The following is a 15,807-nucleotide window of genomic DNA, read 5'->3' as shown; positions in this document are numbered from 1 at the left end:
AGGGAAAATGAGGTATTTAGTATTAGGTAGAATGTAGTTTCAGCAACAAAAAGAAAATATAATCCCTATATTCATATTTTTAGAATCATAAAAATAAACACCGTTTGATATTTTTCTGATTTTTACAATAAATTTCAATCCCCCTTAATAAACATCGGTAATTTAAACATAAAATATTTCATTAAAATAATAGACAGGCTATGGATCATTCTTTACTATCGACTGTCAGAAGGATGTATGTGAGAAATATGTTAACAGGCAACAATAATGTAAACGGCGATCTTATAGCTAAAACCATCGATAAAAATATTGCCATGATCCGCTTTGATATGAACAGGAGCGTCACTTATGTCAACACCCTTTTTGCCAATACCCTTGGCTACAGTGCGGAAGAAATGATTGGAAAGAGTCATCAAGAATTTTGTTTACCTTCTTTCGTAAATAGTGTAGCCTATGAGAATTTTTGGCGTAATCTTTATTTTGGGAAGAGCTTTCAGGACAAAATCGAAAGAATCGATGCCCTAGGAAACCGGATATGGTTAGAAGCAACCTACATGCCGATTTTTGGTGAAGGAAGCAGAAGAGTTATTGGAGTATTAAAAATAGCAACTAACATTACCGAACGGCAAAATGGTATTTTAGCAGTAGCTGATGATTTTAAAAAAATGGCGGAACAGTTACATAGAAGCTCAGAGCTGGGTATCTCAAGAAGTAAGCAACTCCGCGACAACATCACAAACATCGCAAAAGAATCGGAAGAAAATGCAGCCAATCTTGACAGTCTTCATTTGCAAGCAACTTCGATTAAAGGAATTGTAAAAACAATTCAAGATATTGCATCTCAAACAAATTTATTAGCATTAAATGCAGCTATAGAAGCGGCAAGGGCTGGTGAATACGGTAGAGGATTTGATGTAGTAGCCAAAGAAGTAAGAAAACTATCGACTCGAGTTGAAAATTCGATTCTAGAGGTGAAGGAAAACATTGAAGGAATCGTTCGAGAAATAGATTATGTAACAGAGAGTATTACTCGTGTTTCAGAAAATGTAAAAACAACAGATCAGCAAATACATGTAGCACTTGAAGATTTTTTTGAAATAGCGTCATCAGCTGAAGAATTAGATGATCGGGCACAAAAATTTACGAGCATTATTTAGTATCCTTAAAAATAGAAGTACAAACTATCAAAGACACCCTTTCAGCCTAGAATTGGTTGATAGGATGTCTTTCGTTTTTAATATATTAAATTACGTGTATTTTCTGCTACGGGCTGCTCTCTTCCCTTGGGCGAATCTTTAACTACAAGTGAAGTCCTTGGATTCTCAGAAATCAATGTTGGACCTCTCATCAGCATGTCTGCTATTAAGTTCTATTTAACATATTGTCTTAATGTGTTCGCGATTGCTTCACATATTGCTTTGTAGTTTTTTTGGTACAAGCGCACATCTTGGCTAGAGTTCACGAAGCAAACCTCAATTAATAATGCTGGTTTTGTCGTTTTATTTAAAAAGGCGAAATCTGTTGTTCTCTTCGCCCCCCTATTCTTTAATTTACCAGCGCTAGCAATAGCAGCAGAAACCTGCTGAGCAAACGATTTAATAGAAGGATTTACATAATATACTTCACAGCCTAGTGGATGATTTATTCTTTTTGCTACGGAATTAAAATGGACACTAACATCTAATCGCCTGTCTGTTGAATTATGCTGATGTATTAAATATCGTAGATTTTGCTTTTGATTTTGAGACTGATTATCCTGTACCTCTTGAACGACTATTTTATTCTTTTTTAGTATTGATACTACTCTACTAACGACCTTTCGTGCCTCTGCTACTTCATCAATGATTCCTATAGCACCTGATCCTACTGCCCAATGTCCTGGACTTATTGTAATCATAAAAACCCCTCCCTTTTTAATTAAATATATAGATTTGACTCTAACAAAAAGGGACGAAATAGCGCATATATGCACGAAAATAAAAAAGATGCCTAGAAAATTCTCTTTCTTCAGGCATCCACAATTTACTAAACAACTAATAATTGACGAAGATATTCTTTTGCATTTTTTTGAATTCCTTCATATTGATTTATTAACACTTCATATCGAATTGGCTTACTTATTAAATATCCTTGAATAATATCACAGTCATTTTTCTTTAAATAATTCAATTGTTCTAATGATTCAATCCCTTCAGCTACTACCTTTAAATGTAAATGCTTCGCCATTGATAAAATTAATGCCACTAGCGCTTCATCATTTTTGTTTTGTAAAATATTTCGAATAAACCCACGATCAATTTTTAAGCAATCGATCGGAAAGTCCTTCAAATAGGATAACGAAGAATACCCTGTTCCAAAATCATCAACTGCAATTGTCACACCAAGTGCCTTTAACTGCTCTAAAACTGGTGTAATTTGCTTTGTATTCATTGTCATACTTTCAGTCATTTCAAGCTGTAAAAACTTTGGCTCAAGTTTTGTTTTCTCCAAAGTTTGTTGAACAATTTTCACAAAATCATCATGATACAGTTGTCCCATTGATAAGTTAACAGCTACTTGAATTGGATGCTTCGTTTTTTGTTGCCAGTTAAACGTATCCTGACAAGCAGTTTCTAGTACCCACTGACCTATCGGAACAATTAAACCTGTTTCCTCTGCAATTGAAATGAAATCCAATGGTGAAATAAAACCTTTTTCAGGATGCTGCCATCGAATTAATGCTTCCATTGAAAGTATTTCACCTGTTCTTAAATTAAGCTGAGGTTGATATTCTAAATACAGCTCATTGTTTGCTAATGCATGCTGCAGATCATTTTCTAAAGTTAAACGAGCAGTTCTTGCTTCAAGCATTGCAGGATGGTAAAAAAGGACACGATCTACAGCATTTTTTGCCTCATGCATTGCAATTTGCGAAAACTTCAACAATTCCTCTCCATTACTTGCATCCTTAGGGTAAAATGAAACGCCAATATTAACAGAAATATTTAAAGATAAATGCTGTACTTGGAATGGTTCAGCCATCATCTCCTGCAGCCTATTACAAAGCTTCAATATCGCCGCTGAATCCCCATGATCTTTGACATAAACTACACATTGATCTTCCCGCAGCTTATACAATGAATATTGTTGTGGTAAAAAAGTTTGAATCCTGTCTGTCATCATTTTCAGCATTTTTTCCACATATAGCGTACCAAGTGATCTTTTATAAGAATCTAACCTATCTACTTCAAACGTAATAAGCGCTTTTTTTCCTACTCCTATGTTTAAGCTATCACTCAATGTTTCATGTAAATATCGTTCATTAGGTAATAATGTAATGTCGTCATAATACGCCATTTGATGCATCTCTCGTTTAGACTTTTCCAAATATTCTTTAGCCTTTAGCAGCTGTATAAAAGGTCTTTCAACAGAAGAATAATAAATCATTTTAAATAGCACTAAAAATGCAAACAACTGAAATATATGACCCATAAAATTATAAATATCATACACATCGTAATAATTCGTATAAAAAACATCACTAAAAATCAAATAAACTGAGGCCGTAATCATTAGAGCAGCACGTCTTGGTCTCTTTTTTAATCCTCTTATTGCCAAAGCAATAACGACAATCTGTATGATAAGTGCAATATATTGAAGTGTATTTTTTAATATCGTAGTACCACTTTCATCTACTAAATCAGGTAAAATTTTACTTGGAAAATACACTAAAAAAATGATTCCTAATGCAAAAACAATGCTTGCCCCATAAACTAAATGTCGGACCCTTTCAGAAATGTGCTTCTCTTTTACTAGAAGAATTAAAATTAATCCAATCGGTAGCAACAACCGAGGAATCATATAAAACCATGTTGCTAAGTATGGATCACTTTCTTGAATAAAAAACGGCATCCCTTTATAGGAGAGTGCGTGAATAATTTCGAGTATTGCAAGGAATAAAAATAATGCTCCTAAATAAATCGAATCATTTTCTCTATTAAATTTAGAGCTTAACCAAATTTGCATAGAAATTGCTAATGAGAAGAATATAATGAAAATTTCAAACAACAAGTGAATAGTGATGTAGTTTTCTGCACCAAAAATCCCATACAGCGAATCACTAAAATAAATTGAAATTGCTAATGCCAACATAGTGAAAAAAATATACAGGGAAAGAGATTTTTGTTGCCCAATTATTGTCTTTAAAAAGTTCATATCCATCCCTCACTTTACGTAGAGTTTTAGAATTAACATTATTGTAATATTAAGTTCATACTACCATTAGATTGCAGCTAAATGTATATATTTCTTAAAATAATTTAATATTTACAAGAATATAATTATAGTTTTTATAATTATTTTTAGATACAATTGACATAACTATGTGAAAAAAGAGGTTAATATGCAAATTTCAAAAAGATTTGTTGGCTTTGTGCTCGTTATTTCAGGGGCTTTCTTTTGGGGAATAGGCGGCACAGTGGCACAACATTTATTCCAAAAATTTAATATTGAGGTAGGTTGGCTTGTTTCTACTCGACTGTTAATTGCGGGGACGCTATTACTTATTACTCAAGCCATTTTTAAGGATCGTCAACAAGTGTTTGATATATGGCGCCAAAAATTTACTGCTTTTCGTCTAATAGTTTTCGGCCTTGTTGGAATGTTAGCTGTTCAATATACATACATGGCAAGTATTCAGTATGGGAATGCTGCTGTTGCAACACTACTACAATATTTAGCACCAGTAATGATTATTTTTTATCTTGTCATTCGTAGAGAAACCGTATTTACAAGAAAAGATGGCGTTACAGTTATACTTGCACTAAGTGGAAGCTTTCTATTATTAACGAATGGGTCCATATCGGAGTTGGCTGTGCCGATGCCCGCCATCATCTGGGGAATTCTATCAGGGGTTACTCTCGCTTTTTACACTTTGTACGCTATTCCTCTCCTAAAGCAATTTGATTCACTTGTTGTTGTTGGATGGGCAATGGTTATAGGCTCTTTTGCTATGAGCTTTATTCATCCGCCTTGGAAAATTGATGTAGCACTTCTTACAGGTGAAGCCTTGTTCTATCTATTTATTGTCATTATATTTGGCACAATGCTTGCTTTTTGGTTTTACATTGAAAGCTTACAATCCTTAAAAGCGAAGGAAACAAGCTTACTTGGGAATATTGAGCCTTTAACGGCTGTACTTGCGACTGTCCTATGGTTACAAGAGCCATTCGGAAACTTTCAGTGGCTTGGAACCGCGCTCATTCTTTTTATGATGGTTTACTTAGCCTTAAAAAAAGAATAATTTTAAACAAGAAATTCTTTGACTATGGATATTTTTTCTACTATACGTATGGAAATAATCATTCTATTGTTAATTTCCGTGTTTATTATTATATAACAGTTTTATTTATTAGAATTATCTGATATTATCAAAGAATACTGAATTGAATGAAGGGATATTCCCTATCAGGAAGTCCAGCAAATAATGATATTAATTAAAGATAGGGACGATTATTTTATGCAGTTTTCAGAAAAAATTTTAAACACACCTTCTTCATTTATCCGAAATATTTTAAAGGTGACGGATGCGCCAGATGTCATTTCATTCGCAGGTGGTTTACCAAACCCTATTTCATTCCCAACAGATGCATTACAAAAGTCAATAAATGCAGCGATCGAAGAAAATGGAACGAAGATTTTCCAATATTCTACTACGGATGGCTATTTATCCTTACGCCAGTATATTGCGGATAAGTATAAGAAAAACTATGGTTATGATGTACAGCCCGAGGATATATTAATTACTACAGGCTCACAGCAGGCGCTAGAGCTAATTGGTAAAGTACTGTTAAATAAAGGGGACGGCGCTATTATGGAGGAGCCTGGTTATCTTGGGGCGATCCAGGCGTTTACACTTGCTGAACCAACCTTTTATTCTGTTACTTTAGAAAATGATGGATTAAATATTGAAGAATTAGAGAAAGCTCTCCAAAATCCAAATGTAAAATTCATTTATACTGTACCAAATTTCCAAAACCCTACTGGTTTAACGTATTCAAAAGAAAAACGTGAACAGATTTATGAGGTTGTTAAGAAATATGATGTAGCGCTAATTGAGGATGATCCATATGGTGAGCTGCGCTTTGAAGGTGAACCATTACCGTATATTGGAGCTGGTCGCCTTGAAAATTCAATCCTTTTAGGTTCTTTTTCAAAAACGGTTACACCCGGTATGCGTCTAGGATTTTTAATTACAAAAAACAAAGAGATTATGCAGCATATCGTAACTGCAAAGCAAGCAACAGATCTACACACTAATATTTTCTCTCAATATGTAATTTATGATTATTTAGCAAATAATGAATACCAAGAGCATGTGAATAAAATTATCACTCTTTATCGTGAGCAATCAAATGCAATGCTTGATGCAATAGCGAAATATTTCCCTTCTAATATTAAGTATACAAAGCCAGAGGGTGGTATGTTTATTTGGGTTACTCTACCGGAGGGATCTTCTGCACTACAATTGTTCCATAAGGCAATGGAAGAGAAAGTTGCTTTTGTACCAGGTGATCCATTCTATACAAGCAAAACGAATGTAAATACGTTTCGTTTAAATTATACGAATGCTACGCCGGAAGTAATCGAAGAAGGAATTAAACGCTTAGGAAAAATCCTCCATGATGAATTTGAGTAAATTAAAACGACCGCACATTTCGATTTGTGCGGTCTTTTCGTTTTTTATCAAATAACAGGTTTTAATTATCCCATATTAATACTTATTAGATTTTATTTATCTAATCTCATCGTACCGTTTTTCGCTAGGTTCACATGCCAAGAAAGCGCCTTTTCTAAATTATGAGGTGTATGATGTCCTCCAGTTAAATCAAGTGCTTCATTATAATAATCCCATAGTTGCTGCTTATAATCTGGATGTACACAATTTTCGATAATAAGTGGCACACGCTCTTTCGGTGCTAAACCGCGTAGATCTGCAACCCCCTGCTCGGTTACAATAACATGAACATCATGCTCAGTATGATCAATATGAGCTACCATTGGAACAATCGATGAAATGGCTCCACCTTTTGCATAAGATTTTGTAACAAAAATGCTTAACCGCGAATTTCGAGTGAAATCCCCTGAGCCACCAATTCCGTTCATCATTTTAGTGCCAGACACATGTGTCGAATTTACATTTCCGTAAATGTCGACTTCAAGTGCTGCATTGATAGCAATTAACCCTAAACGACGAATAACCTCTGGATGATTCGAAATTTCCTGAGGGCGAAGCATTAGCTTATCTGCATATTTTTCAACATTAGCGTAAACCTTTTTCTGCAGCTCCTCAGAAATTGTAATCGAAGTACAAGATGCAAAGGACACTTTCCCCGCATCAATTAAATTGAATACAGCATCCTGTAATACTTCCGAGAATATTTGTAAATCCTCAAATTCAGAATCTAAAAATCCTTCTAATACAGCATTTGCGACAGAGCCAACGCCAGATTGAATCGGAGCAAGTTTATTTGTAAAGCGCCCCACTTTAATTTCACTGCGCAGGAAGTCTAGTAAATGATTAGCCATTGTTTGCGTTTCATCATCAGGGGCAACGATTAATGAAGGAGCATCCATTTGTTCAGAAATAACAATCGCCTTTACTTTATTCGGATCGATTTTTATTCCAATCTCACCAATTCGATCATCTGCTTTTAATAAAGGTACAGGACCGCGCTCCCCTTGATTTTCCGGAATATAAATATCATGCACACCGATTAAAGTTTCAGAATGAGAAACATTAAGTTCTACGATAATATTTTCTGCATGCTTTGCGAAAATTGGTGAGTTCCCTACAGAAGTTGTAGGTATTAAATAACCTTCTGCTGTAATAGCAGTGGCTTCAATAATCGCAAAGTTAATCGGTCCAATAATTCCTTGACGTACTAATTCAGCATTATGTGACAGGTGAGCATCTACATATAGAATGTCACCTTGATTGATCATGTTTCGGATAACTGGGTCGCCTTGATATGGTCCTCGCTTACGAATCGCCCCTACCTCAGCTAAACGTTGATCAACTTCCGGACCTAGGGAAGCTCCAGTATATACATCAATTTGTAGCTGCTCATTTTTCGCTCTTTCAACTAGGGCTAATGGCACGACTTTTGCATCTCCAGCTCGTGTAAAGCCACTCATACCAACAATATCACCATCTTGAATAAGTGCTGCTGCCTCTTCTGCAGATACAACTTTGTCCATTAAACTACTAATTCCGATTCGTTTTTCAATTGTTAGTTCCATTCAATCTCCCCCACATCTAAAATATTTTCAAAAGAATAATATATTCTTCTATGTATTGATATATTCAAAGGGGCGTTAATTTAGAACCAAAAAGCTAGTTTATTCAAACCAGCCTTTTCTGACAAACCAATAAATCATTGCAAGTGCAATCATACCCATTAAACCGAGAATAACAAAATACCCATAAGTCCAATTTAATTCAGGAATCCTTTGAAAGTTCATCCCATAAATGCCAGCAATAAAGGTTAATGGAGCAAAAATCGAGGTAATTATTGTTAAGAGCTTCATGACATTATTTGTTTGATGTGAATTGAGCGAGAGATAGCTATCTCGAATATCTGCCGTCACTTCACGATTAGCGGCGACCATTTCAGCTAATTTCAATAGATGATCATAGATATCAGAAAAATACTCTCTTCTCTCCACAACTCGGTTTAAGTTTAAATGCTGTGAATTTAACATTCGATATAATAAATCTCTCATCGGATTGACTGTGTGCAATAAATTTAATAGCATATTACGTGTGTCAAACAATTCACCCATTAAATGGTTCATCGATTTTTTTTGTGTATTATCCTCTAGCTTCTGTAGCTCCTCTTCAATTTTATAGAGAATCGGAAAATAATTATCGACAATTTTATCAAGCACCTCGTAAAACACATAAAATGGATTCCATTTTTCACAGTTTTTTAATGCTAGCATTTTATTCCATACAGTCGTCACTTCTGGTGATGGGATATGGTGAAATGTCACAATAAAATGATCTCCAACAAAGAAATCTAATTCATTTTTCGTAATCGTTTTTTCTTCATCACGAATAATATGGGTGACATAAAATGTATAGTTACTATAATAATCAAGCTTTGGTCGTTGAATCTCCTGGATACAATCTTCAATAGCCAATGGATGAAAATGAAAGCTAGAGGCTAATTCCTCCATCTCCTCAGGCGTTGGTTCACTAAAATCTGCCCAAAACCATTTATATTTTTGAATATTTTCTTCATTAATACTAATATCCTTTTCCAGCCTATTATCATTTGTTATTCCAATAAAATGAATCATCGAACTACACCTTTTTACATTAAACCTACCCTTAAAACGATGTGTTCACACAACAATTTTTTATTCGTTAATATATTTTCAAGGGGACAATCATACATTTTATCGAAAAGGCATGAAAAAAGGTGGTGTTGAGTTGCACGCTGCACTCTTATATATCGTGTTATTGAGAATCATCTCAGGGAGTATTGATATTCTCGCTGCGACTGTAATGTATAAACTGAATGATTTAGAGAAGGCATTTACTATTAATTCCTCTCTAGCTATCGTTGGTCCGATTATTTTTATCACAACAACAGGTATTGGGCTAGCCGGTCTTAGCGATAAAGTCTCATATGCAAAAATGATTTGTTTATTTAGTGGCGTTGTATTGATTATGATCAGCCTTCGAATGAAATAAAACCGAAAATCCTTATCCTTTTCGACAAGGATTTTCGGTTTTGTAATACCATTTTTATGATGAATAGCTTGGAATAATAATCGTTACTTTAGTTCCTACATCCTCTTCACTTTTAACTACTATGTGACCGTTATGCATACTTACAATTTTGAAGACAATCGATAAGCCAAGCCCCGTTCCTTCTATCGTTCTTGTTCGAGCTGAATCCACACGGTAAAAACGGTCAAAAATTCGAGTCTGTGCTTGCTCCGAAATTCCGATACCTGTATCTTCAAATTCAATAATTATCTTTCCTTCTTGCTCTTTAACAGTAATATCAATGGACCCATTGGAACGATTATATTTAATAGCATTCGATAAAATATTATCCCAAACAGTATTTAGTAATGCAGGATCCCCTTTTAATTCAATGTCTTGTAATGAAAAACTTAACATAATGTTTTTATTCTGAATCTGCCATTGATAGTTTTGTACAAGCTCTCGAATTTGCTTACTTACATTAAATACTCTTTCCTTCAATATATCTTCATTACGATCAAGTGAGGCTAATAGCAATAGCTGTTTTGTAAGGGATGACAAACGTCTAATCTCACCATTAATAATCCCAACATATTTTGTCTTCTCCTCGCTACTTAAATGTTCTTTTTCTAGTAGCGATGTATAGCCCTGAATATTTGAAAGAGGCGACTGTATATCATGTGATATGTTCGAAATAAACTCTTTACGCGTTTCCTCAGCCTTTCCAAGCTTTTGTGCCATCATTATAAAGCTATTCGACAACTCACCGAGCTCATCCTTTCGAGAAATATCCAACTGAATATCATATTGTCCATTCGCTATTACTGATGTTGCTGTTGTAAGCTTAGATATAGGCTTCACTAAATATTTCGTACTAAACAATACGAAAACTATACTTAAGAAAATCGTAAAACCTAGTAGCGCTGCAAATAACAAGTGCATTTCATTAAATAAGAGCTTTATATTAGGACGTAGGAATAGCGCATAATTTTCATCGTTATAGGTTAGAGGAACGCCTATGGAATTGTTTAATTCATTAGCAAAAAATCCTGTGACAAAGATTTGATGTTGAAACTGGAGAATACCGTGATATTCTTCTCCGCGTAAAACCGATTCTATAACTTGGTCGGGCAACTCTTTATCGCGAAACGGTGCACCAAAAAATCTTTTCTCTCCATCTTCCCCAACAAGGTAAATCTGATAGCCTATTGAAGATACATTTTGTAAGTATTCATGAACATCGACTGTTGGATTTTCACTTGGGAAGCTAGCAATTGAACGTGCAAAACTTGCCGTTTTCATATCATTATAAGGCTTTAATTCGTATTGATAATATAAATTCGAAAATAGGAATGAAAGTAGGCCACTGAATAACATTATGCTAATTGTCACAACCACAAATTTTGAATAAAGTGATTTCATCCTACATTCCCCTCTAATGCATAGCCAACTCCACGAACTGTTTTTATAGTAAAATCATCCGTCAATTTAGAGAAACGCTCCCGTAGTCTCTTTATATGCACATCGACTGTCCGGTCATCTCCCTCATAATCTAGTCCCCAAATTTGCTCGATTAATTGTTCCCTTGAAAATACTTGCGAAGGATGAGAAAGTAACCAAAATAATAATTCAAATTCTTTTAACGGGAGTATAATCGTCCGGTCTCTTATTTGCACTTCATAGCTTTTTTTATTAATAACCGTTTGTCCCATCCTTACAATCGAATCGCTTTCCCCTTTATCGTATCTTCGGAGTAACGCCTTAATACGAAAAAGCAATTCCTTTGGCTCAAACGGTTTTACAACATAATCATCCGTTCCCGCTGCAAAGCCCTGTTCTTTATCTTCAATTTGATTTTTTGCTGTTAGTAAAATTATCGGAAGCCCGAAACGGCTGCGAATTTCCTTCGTTAGTGTAAAGCCATCCATAAACGGCATCATCACATCAACAATCGCTATATCACACTTTGCTTGCTCAAGTACATTTAAAGCCATTGTGCCATCACTAGCTTCTATCACTTTATAGCCTTGCTCCACTAAATAAATTCGAACAAGATTTCTTACATTTTGATCATCATCAACTACTAAAACTGTTAGCATAAAACTCACCTCCACAGAAAAATAGCTCAGCAAAAGCAGAGCTATCATTCTTTATTGTATCAAAAGTTACTATTATCCTGAACAATTATACCATCGCTCATTTTGATGATGCGATCTGCAAATGAAAGCATTTCTTCATCATGTGTAACAATTAGTGTTGTTACATTTAATGTTAATGTTAGGTGACGAATCAGCTCCATAATATCTCTTGAACGTTTGGAATCTAAACTTGCTGTTGGTTCATCCGCAAATAACACTTTCGGCTTATGGATAAGAGCTCTAGCTATAGCAATACGTTGCTTTTCTCCACCAGAAAGGGACGCAGGAAACGCTTTTTTACGATGTGCCATCCCAACAAGCTCTAACATTCGATGAATTTCCTCCTGCTGTTCCTTTTTTGACATTTTGATTTCTGCGACATCTAGCATAAGCTTTAACTGATCTTCACAATTTAAAAATGGAACTAGATGAGAAAATTGAAATATAAATCCGAATTCTCGTGCTCGTACTTGGCGAATCTGTTCTTGCTTCATCAGATTTAGATTTTGACCATTAAATATAATGTTACCATCAGTTGCTTGCTGTAAACAGGCTGCAATTGTTAGTAAAGTACTTTTTCCTGAACCTGACGCGCCTACTAATGCCGTCACTTCACCTTCCTTCACGCTTAAATTAACACCTTTTAATACGTGTTCTGAAATCTCTCCGACGTTAAATGATTTTTCTACATTTTCCATTGTAAATAGGGTCATTTTACATTTCTCCTTGTTGAATTGCTTGTAGTGGTTGGATTTTCCGAATTTGCAAGCCCGATATCGTTGCTCCAACAAATCCAATTACTAAAAAGACAATTGAAAGCTTCCATGACGTATCCATTGGTAAATAGTATGGCATACCTTCAGGTGCGATCATATTAAAGCTTTGAGTCAGAACAATTGCTAATAAAAGGGCAATCGTCGTAATAACAAGCATTTGAGTCCACATAATTTTAAAAAGAGTGGATGTTTTCAAGCCAATTGCCTTTAGAATTCCATATAATCCGATTTTTTGAACATTCATCATATAGAAGAAGATAGCAATTAGCATGCCACTAATCACAAATAAAAAGGCTACAATCATATTAAGTGAAAGCTGCTCTGCATTATAGCTTGGAATAGAATTTAAAAAATCCGCCTTTGAAAATGCTTGTAGGCCTTCCAGTTCGATACTTTCATCCCCTGGTATAAAAATAAGTTGCATTGAATTTGTACGATACATTTCACTATAATTTTCCGGATGGATAAACGCTACAGGTGCGTGACTAAATTTTGATTGCTCTACAAAGCCCTTTACGACGAAATCCCCTTCAAATTGAGTATTTGTCAGCACATCTCCAACCTTTATTCCTTCCACTATCATTGATTCATCTAATATAATTTCTCCTGGTGCTACACTCTTAAAAACATTTGATCCTTTTGATGCAACAAATGCAACACTATGCTGTGTTTCAACCTTGCTATTTAGGAATCCCATTCCAATTGAAAACGAAGTAGCGTCATCCCAACGCTCCAATATATCACCCTGTACTTTCTCATCTATTTGTGAGAAATTATAGGATCCATCCGCATCCTCTGCTATATAAAATTGTCCATCTGGCATATTTTTAATTAGGGCTGCATTATCCTGGGAAAGGCCAGCTGCTAATCCTGATATAATAAACGTTAAAAAGCTAATTAAAAAAATGACTGACCCAATGATAAGAAATTTACTTTTATTTCTCTGCATTTCTTTCCAAGCTAAATTCATCATAATCTCCTCCATTTACTTTCTGTACGTTTAGCGTACTATCGAAATATGAATGGAATGTGAATGACCCAATACATTTCTGGATTTAAAAAAGCAGAGAGAATTCTTAAAAGAATCTTCTCTGCAAATATTTTGTAAGTTACAAGCACTCAATACAGATTTCTACGGCTTTATTTAAATCCTGCTGCGACCAGCTAGGGACTTTTCCGTGCAGGATCGCTAGCTCATGACTAGCCGGAATATGTATAAAGCCTGCTGGGATTTGTCTGTCTAAATGATGAAGTGCATTATACATAATATAGTTACAAACATATGTACCAGCACTATTCGAAACCTCTGCTGGATAGCCTGCCGCCTTTAATGAACGAACCATGTCACGAATTGGTAGCGTAGAGAAATAACCGTCTTCTCCATTCATCTCGATAGGATCGTCTTCAAAAGCAATACCATTATTATCCTTCTCTCCATCCTTCACATTTATGGCAATACGCTCTGGCGTAATTTTTGATCGCCCAGCAGCAAGACCAAGAAGAACGATCGCATCGGGCTTTTCATCTTCAATCAATTGTAAAAGAAGATCACCAGCCTGCTGAAACGTTACTGGAAGCACCCTACTAACAACCATATAATTACCTATCCCTTTCCCATCAAGCGCCTTTACTACTTCTTCTGTTGGGTTTTTAGGAAACTGTAAAAATGGCTCGAAGCCTGTTAATAATACTTTTTTCATCATAACCTATCCCTTCTTTTCTGCTATCGATAAGTAAGCAACAAAAGCTAGCATTAAAACCATTCCCATCAACTGCACACTTTGAAGACTGGAACCTAACCAAATCGATGAAATTACCGCTGTTGTTAACGGTTCAAAGCTAGATAGTACACTTGTTTCTACGGCAGTAATATATTTCATGCTGCTTAAAAACAACACAAACGCTACAGTGCCAAAAATAACGAGTCCTGTAATCATAAGGATAACATCCGATTGTACTAATAATCCCCATTCATTACTTGCCCAAATTCGCCCGATAATTGCTAGCTCCAGACCACTCAGCAACAGCCCCCACGAGACGACGATTAGCACACCCCATTCTTGCATTAATCGTGCTGGATATAGTGTATAAAATGCATACGTAAAACCTAGAGCAATACCCCATAATAGAGCGGATTTACTAACCACAAGAGATGTAAACGAACCATTAGATAATAGTAAAAATAGTCCGATTAAAGTACCTGCAATTCCTATGACCTGAGTTTTTGGCGGGCGCTTTTTCTGAATCCATGAAACATAGACTACGATAAAAATTGGTGCTAAAAATTGAAGTAATGTAGCTACAATAGCATTACTTTCTTCTATTGTTTTTACGAATGTATACTGTAGTCCAAGCATACCTATTATACTAAAGATTAATAGTTGATTTCTCCATGCGGCAAGCTTCCAAATAGCCCATATATTTTTTCCTGCTAGCTTTAAAAAAGCAGCAATAACGATCCTGCAACAACTAAACGAAAGGCTAACATAAAGGTAGCGGTCATTTGTGTATGAAGCAGCAACCATTCCATCATTGGACCTGTCGTACCCCAAAACATTGCACCAATGAGGATCATTGCAATTCCTTTCAAACGATTCATTCCAACACTCCTATAAAACTCAAACAAAAAATAAAAAATAATACTTCCATACTCGAAATACTATATCATACAATATTCACATTCGATAATAATTTTTTGGTACAATAAAAAGTGATAAAGAAAAGGTATGAAGAGAGGTGTATGCCATGTATAGAACAACAGAGGAACGTTTAGCAGCAATGGAAAAAAAAATAGAGATGCAAGCCTTTCATATAAAACTATTACAAAAATTAGTGCTTGATAGCGATAAATATCAGCTTTTTCAAATTATTATTTCAACGAATATGAATGAAGATACTTTCCATAAATTACGAGTTTTGACGCGTCAGTTTGAACAAAAGTTACAGCTCCATGAATCGATAACATTAAGTCAGTATATTCAAGCCTTTTCGGCAGTACTTAACAACGATGGCATAGCGATTTCTAAAGTAGAGCTAGCGGAGATTATTCCAAAATGGCTCTATAGTCCAAAGGGGAACTTTGGCTATTCAAAAATATTGCATGAGCATTTTTATCAATAAAGGATTTAAAGAATCA

The 15,807-nt window shown here is 35.2% G+C and carries 14 protein-coding genes and 1 pseudogene; 5 read left to right on the top strand and 10 right to left on the bottom strand.

Annotation, left to right across the window (positions count from 1 at the left end; translation table 11 throughout):
* Window positions 1–248 precede the first annotated feature (248 nt).
* On the top strand, window positions 249–1,157 hold the full coding sequence (locus V4T18_RS00695; protein ID WP_332645894.1) for a methyl-accepting chemotaxis protein: 909 nt from the start codon (window positions 249–251) through the stop codon (window positions 1,155–1,157).
* A 212-nt stretch (window positions 1,158–1,369) separates the two neighbouring features.
* Here V4T18_RS00695 and V4T18_RS00690 read toward each other — a convergent pair whose 3' ends face one another.
* Both V4T18_RS00690 and V4T18_RS00685 read right to left on the bottom strand, forming a co-directional pair.
* The gene (locus V4T18_RS00690) at window positions 1,370–1,897 is read right to left on the bottom strand and encodes an N-acetylmuramoyl-L-alanine amidase (RefSeq protein ID WP_332645427.1); all 528 of its coding nucleotides are present in this window, start codon (window positions 1,895–1,897) and stop codon (window positions 1,370–1,372) included.
* Between the two features lie 128 nt (window positions 1,898–2,025).
* Complete coding sequence (locus V4T18_RS00685; RefSeq protein WP_332645424.1) at window positions 2,026–4,194, bottom strand: bifunctional diguanylate cyclase/phosphodiesterase; 2,169 nt, start codon at window positions 4,192–4,194, stop codon at window positions 2,026–2,028.
* A gap of 187 nt (window positions 4,195–4,381) precedes the next feature.
* Here V4T18_RS00685 and V4T18_RS00680 point away from each other — a divergent pair, with 187 nt between their 5' ends.
* Both V4T18_RS00680 and V4T18_RS00675 read left to right on the top strand, forming a co-directional pair.
* Window positions 4,382–5,281 carry an EamA family transporter gene (locus tag V4T18_RS00680; protein WP_332645422.1) on the top strand — a complete coding sequence of 300 codons (900 nt, stop codon included), beginning with the start codon at window positions 4,382–4,384 and terminating at the stop codon, window positions 5,279–5,281.
* A gap of 183 nt (window positions 5,282–5,464) precedes the next feature.
* Window positions 5,465–6,676 (top strand): aminotransferase-like domain-containing protein, encoded by a 1,212-nt coding sequence (locus V4T18_RS00675; RefSeq protein WP_332645420.1) that lies wholly within the window; start codon window positions 5,465–5,467, stop codon window positions 6,674–6,676.
* 92 nt (window positions 6,677–6,768) lie between these two features.
* On the opposite strand, the gene V4T18_RS00670 is transcribed toward V4T18_RS00675, so the two are convergent.
* Both V4T18_RS00670 and corA read right to left on the bottom strand, forming a co-directional pair.
* A complete protein-coding gene (locus V4T18_RS00670; protein ID WP_332645419.1) occupies window positions 6,769–8,280 on the bottom strand; it encodes a succinate CoA transferase in 1,512 nt (503 codons plus the stop codon).
* Between the two features lie 99 nt (window positions 8,281–8,379).
* Entirely contained in the window at window positions 8,380–9,342 is a 963-nt protein-coding gene (gene corA / locus V4T18_RS00665; RefSeq protein WP_332645418.1) for a magnesium/cobalt transporter CorA, read from the bottom strand.
* A gap of 112 nt (window positions 9,343–9,454) precedes the next feature.
* On the opposite strand from corA, the gene V4T18_RS00660 reads away from it, so the two are divergent.
* Window positions 9,455–9,739 carry a YqhV family protein gene (locus tag V4T18_RS00660; RefSeq protein WP_332645416.1) on the top strand — a complete coding sequence of 95 codons (285 nt, stop codon included), beginning with the start codon at window positions 9,455–9,457 and terminating at the stop codon, window positions 9,737–9,739.
* 54 nt (window positions 9,740–9,793) lie between these two features.
* Here the strand turns inward: V4T18_RS00660 and V4T18_RS00655 are convergent, their stop codons facing one another.
* The 6 genes and pseudogenes from V4T18_RS00655 to V4T18_RS00630 form a co-directional block, all read right to left on the bottom strand.
* Window positions 9,794–11,179 carry a sensor histidine kinase gene (locus tag V4T18_RS00655; RefSeq protein WP_332645413.1) on the bottom strand — a complete coding sequence of 462 codons (1,386 nt, stop codon included), beginning with the start codon at window positions 11,177–11,179 and terminating at the stop codon, window positions 9,794–9,796.
* Complete coding sequence (locus V4T18_RS00650) at window positions 11,176–11,856, bottom strand: response regulator transcription factor (RefSeq protein ID WP_332645411.1); 681 nt, start codon at window positions 11,854–11,856, stop codon at window positions 11,176–11,178. The genes V4T18_RS00655 and V4T18_RS00650 overlap by 4 nt, the downstream gene beginning before the upstream one ends.
* 59 nt (window positions 11,857–11,915) lie before the next feature.
* The gene (locus tag V4T18_RS00645; RefSeq protein ID WP_332645409.1) at window positions 11,916–12,608 is read right to left on the bottom strand and encodes an ABC transporter ATP-binding protein; all 693 of its coding nucleotides are present in this window, start codon (window positions 12,606–12,608) and stop codon (window positions 11,916–11,918) included.
* A gap of 1 nt (window position 12,609) precedes the next feature.
* Complete coding sequence (locus V4T18_RS00640; RefSeq protein WP_332645407.1) at window positions 12,610–13,641, bottom strand: ABC transporter permease; 1,032 nt, start codon at window positions 13,639–13,641, stop codon at window positions 12,610–12,612.
* A gap of 139 nt (window positions 13,642–13,780) precedes the next feature.
* The gene (gene pcp, locus V4T18_RS00635) at window positions 13,781–14,371 is read right to left on the bottom strand and encodes a pyroglutamyl-peptidase I (protein ID WP_332645892.1); all 591 of its coding nucleotides are present in this window, start codon (window positions 14,369–14,371) and stop codon (window positions 13,781–13,783) included.
* A 6-nt stretch (window positions 14,372–14,377) separates the two neighbouring features.
* Window positions 14,378–15,270 (bottom strand): annotated as a pseudogene (locus V4T18_RS00630) (DMT family transporter).
* Window positions 15,271–15,416: 146 nt separating this feature from the next.
* On the opposite strand from V4T18_RS00630, the gene V4T18_RS00625 reads away from it, so the two are divergent.
* Window positions 15,417–15,791 (top strand): hypothetical protein, encoded by a 375-nt coding sequence (locus V4T18_RS00625; RefSeq protein ID WP_332645405.1) that lies wholly within the window; start codon window positions 15,417–15,419, stop codon window positions 15,789–15,791.
* Window positions 15,792–15,807: the final 16 nt, after the last annotated feature.

It is taken from the genome of Lysinibacillus sp. 54212 (assembly GCF_036662795.1).
In the GTDB taxonomy this organism is placed as follows: domain Bacteria; phylum Bacillota; class Bacilli; order Bacillales_A; family Planococcaceae; genus Lysinibacillus_B.
Note: the sequence above shows the minus strand (reverse complement) of the source record. Positions and strands in the feature narration are given on the sequence as shown.

What these genes read in the sequence shown, in the direction of transcription:
- V4T18_RS00655 (WP_332645413.1), bottom strand. Translation starts at nt 11,179, where the DNA reads ATGAAATCACTTTATTCAAAATTTGTGGTTGTGACAATTAGCATAATG.
- corA (WP_332645418.1), bottom strand. Translation starts at nt 9,342, where the DNA reads ATGATTCATTTTATTGGAATAACAAATGATAATAGGCTGGAAAAGGAT.
- V4T18_RS00660 (WP_332645416.1), top strand. Translation starts at nt 9,455, where the DNA reads ATGAAAAAAGGTGGTGTTGAGTTGCACGCTGCACTCTTATATATCGTG.
- V4T18_RS00690 (WP_332645427.1), bottom strand. Translation starts at nt 1,897, where the DNA reads ATGATTACAATAAGTCCAGGACATTGGGCAGTAGGATCAGGTGCTATA.
- V4T18_RS00685 (WP_332645424.1), bottom strand. Translation starts at nt 4,194, where the DNA reads ATGAACTTTTTAAAGACAATAATTGGGCAACAAAAATCTCTTTCCCTG.
- V4T18_RS00640 (WP_332645407.1), bottom strand. Translation starts at nt 13,641, where the DNA reads ATGAATTTAGCTTGGAAAGAAATGCAGAGAAATAAAAGTAAATTTCTT.
- V4T18_RS00675 (WP_332645420.1), top strand. Translation starts at nt 5,465, where the DNA reads ATGATATTAATTAAAGATAGGGACGATTATTTTATGCAGTTTTCAGAA.
- V4T18_RS00650 (WP_332645411.1), bottom strand. Translation starts at nt 11,856, where the DNA reads ATGCTAACAGTTTTAGTAGTTGATGATGATCAAAATGTAAGAAATCTT.
- V4T18_RS00680 (WP_332645422.1), top strand. Translation starts at nt 4,382, where the DNA reads ATGCAAATTTCAAAAAGATTTGTTGGCTTTGTGCTCGTTATTTCAGGG.
- V4T18_RS00645 (WP_332645409.1), bottom strand. Translation starts at nt 12,608, where the DNA reads ATGACCCTATTTACAATGGAAAATGTAGAAAAATCATTTAACGTCGGA.
- V4T18_RS00625 (WP_332645405.1), top strand. Translation starts at nt 15,417, where the DNA reads ATGTATAGAACAACAGAGGAACGTTTAGCAGCAATGGAAAAAAAAATA.
- V4T18_RS00695 (WP_332645894.1), top strand. Translation starts at nt 249, where the DNA reads ATGTTAACAGGCAACAATAATGTAAACGGCGATCTTATAGCTAAAACC.
- pcp (WP_332645892.1), bottom strand. Translation starts at nt 14,371, where the DNA reads ATGAAAAAAGTATTATTAACAGGCTTCGAGCCATTTTTACAGTTTCCT.
- V4T18_RS00670 (WP_332645419.1), bottom strand. Translation starts at nt 8,280, where the DNA reads ATGGAACTAACAATTGAAAAACGAATCGGAATTAGTAGTTTAATGGAC.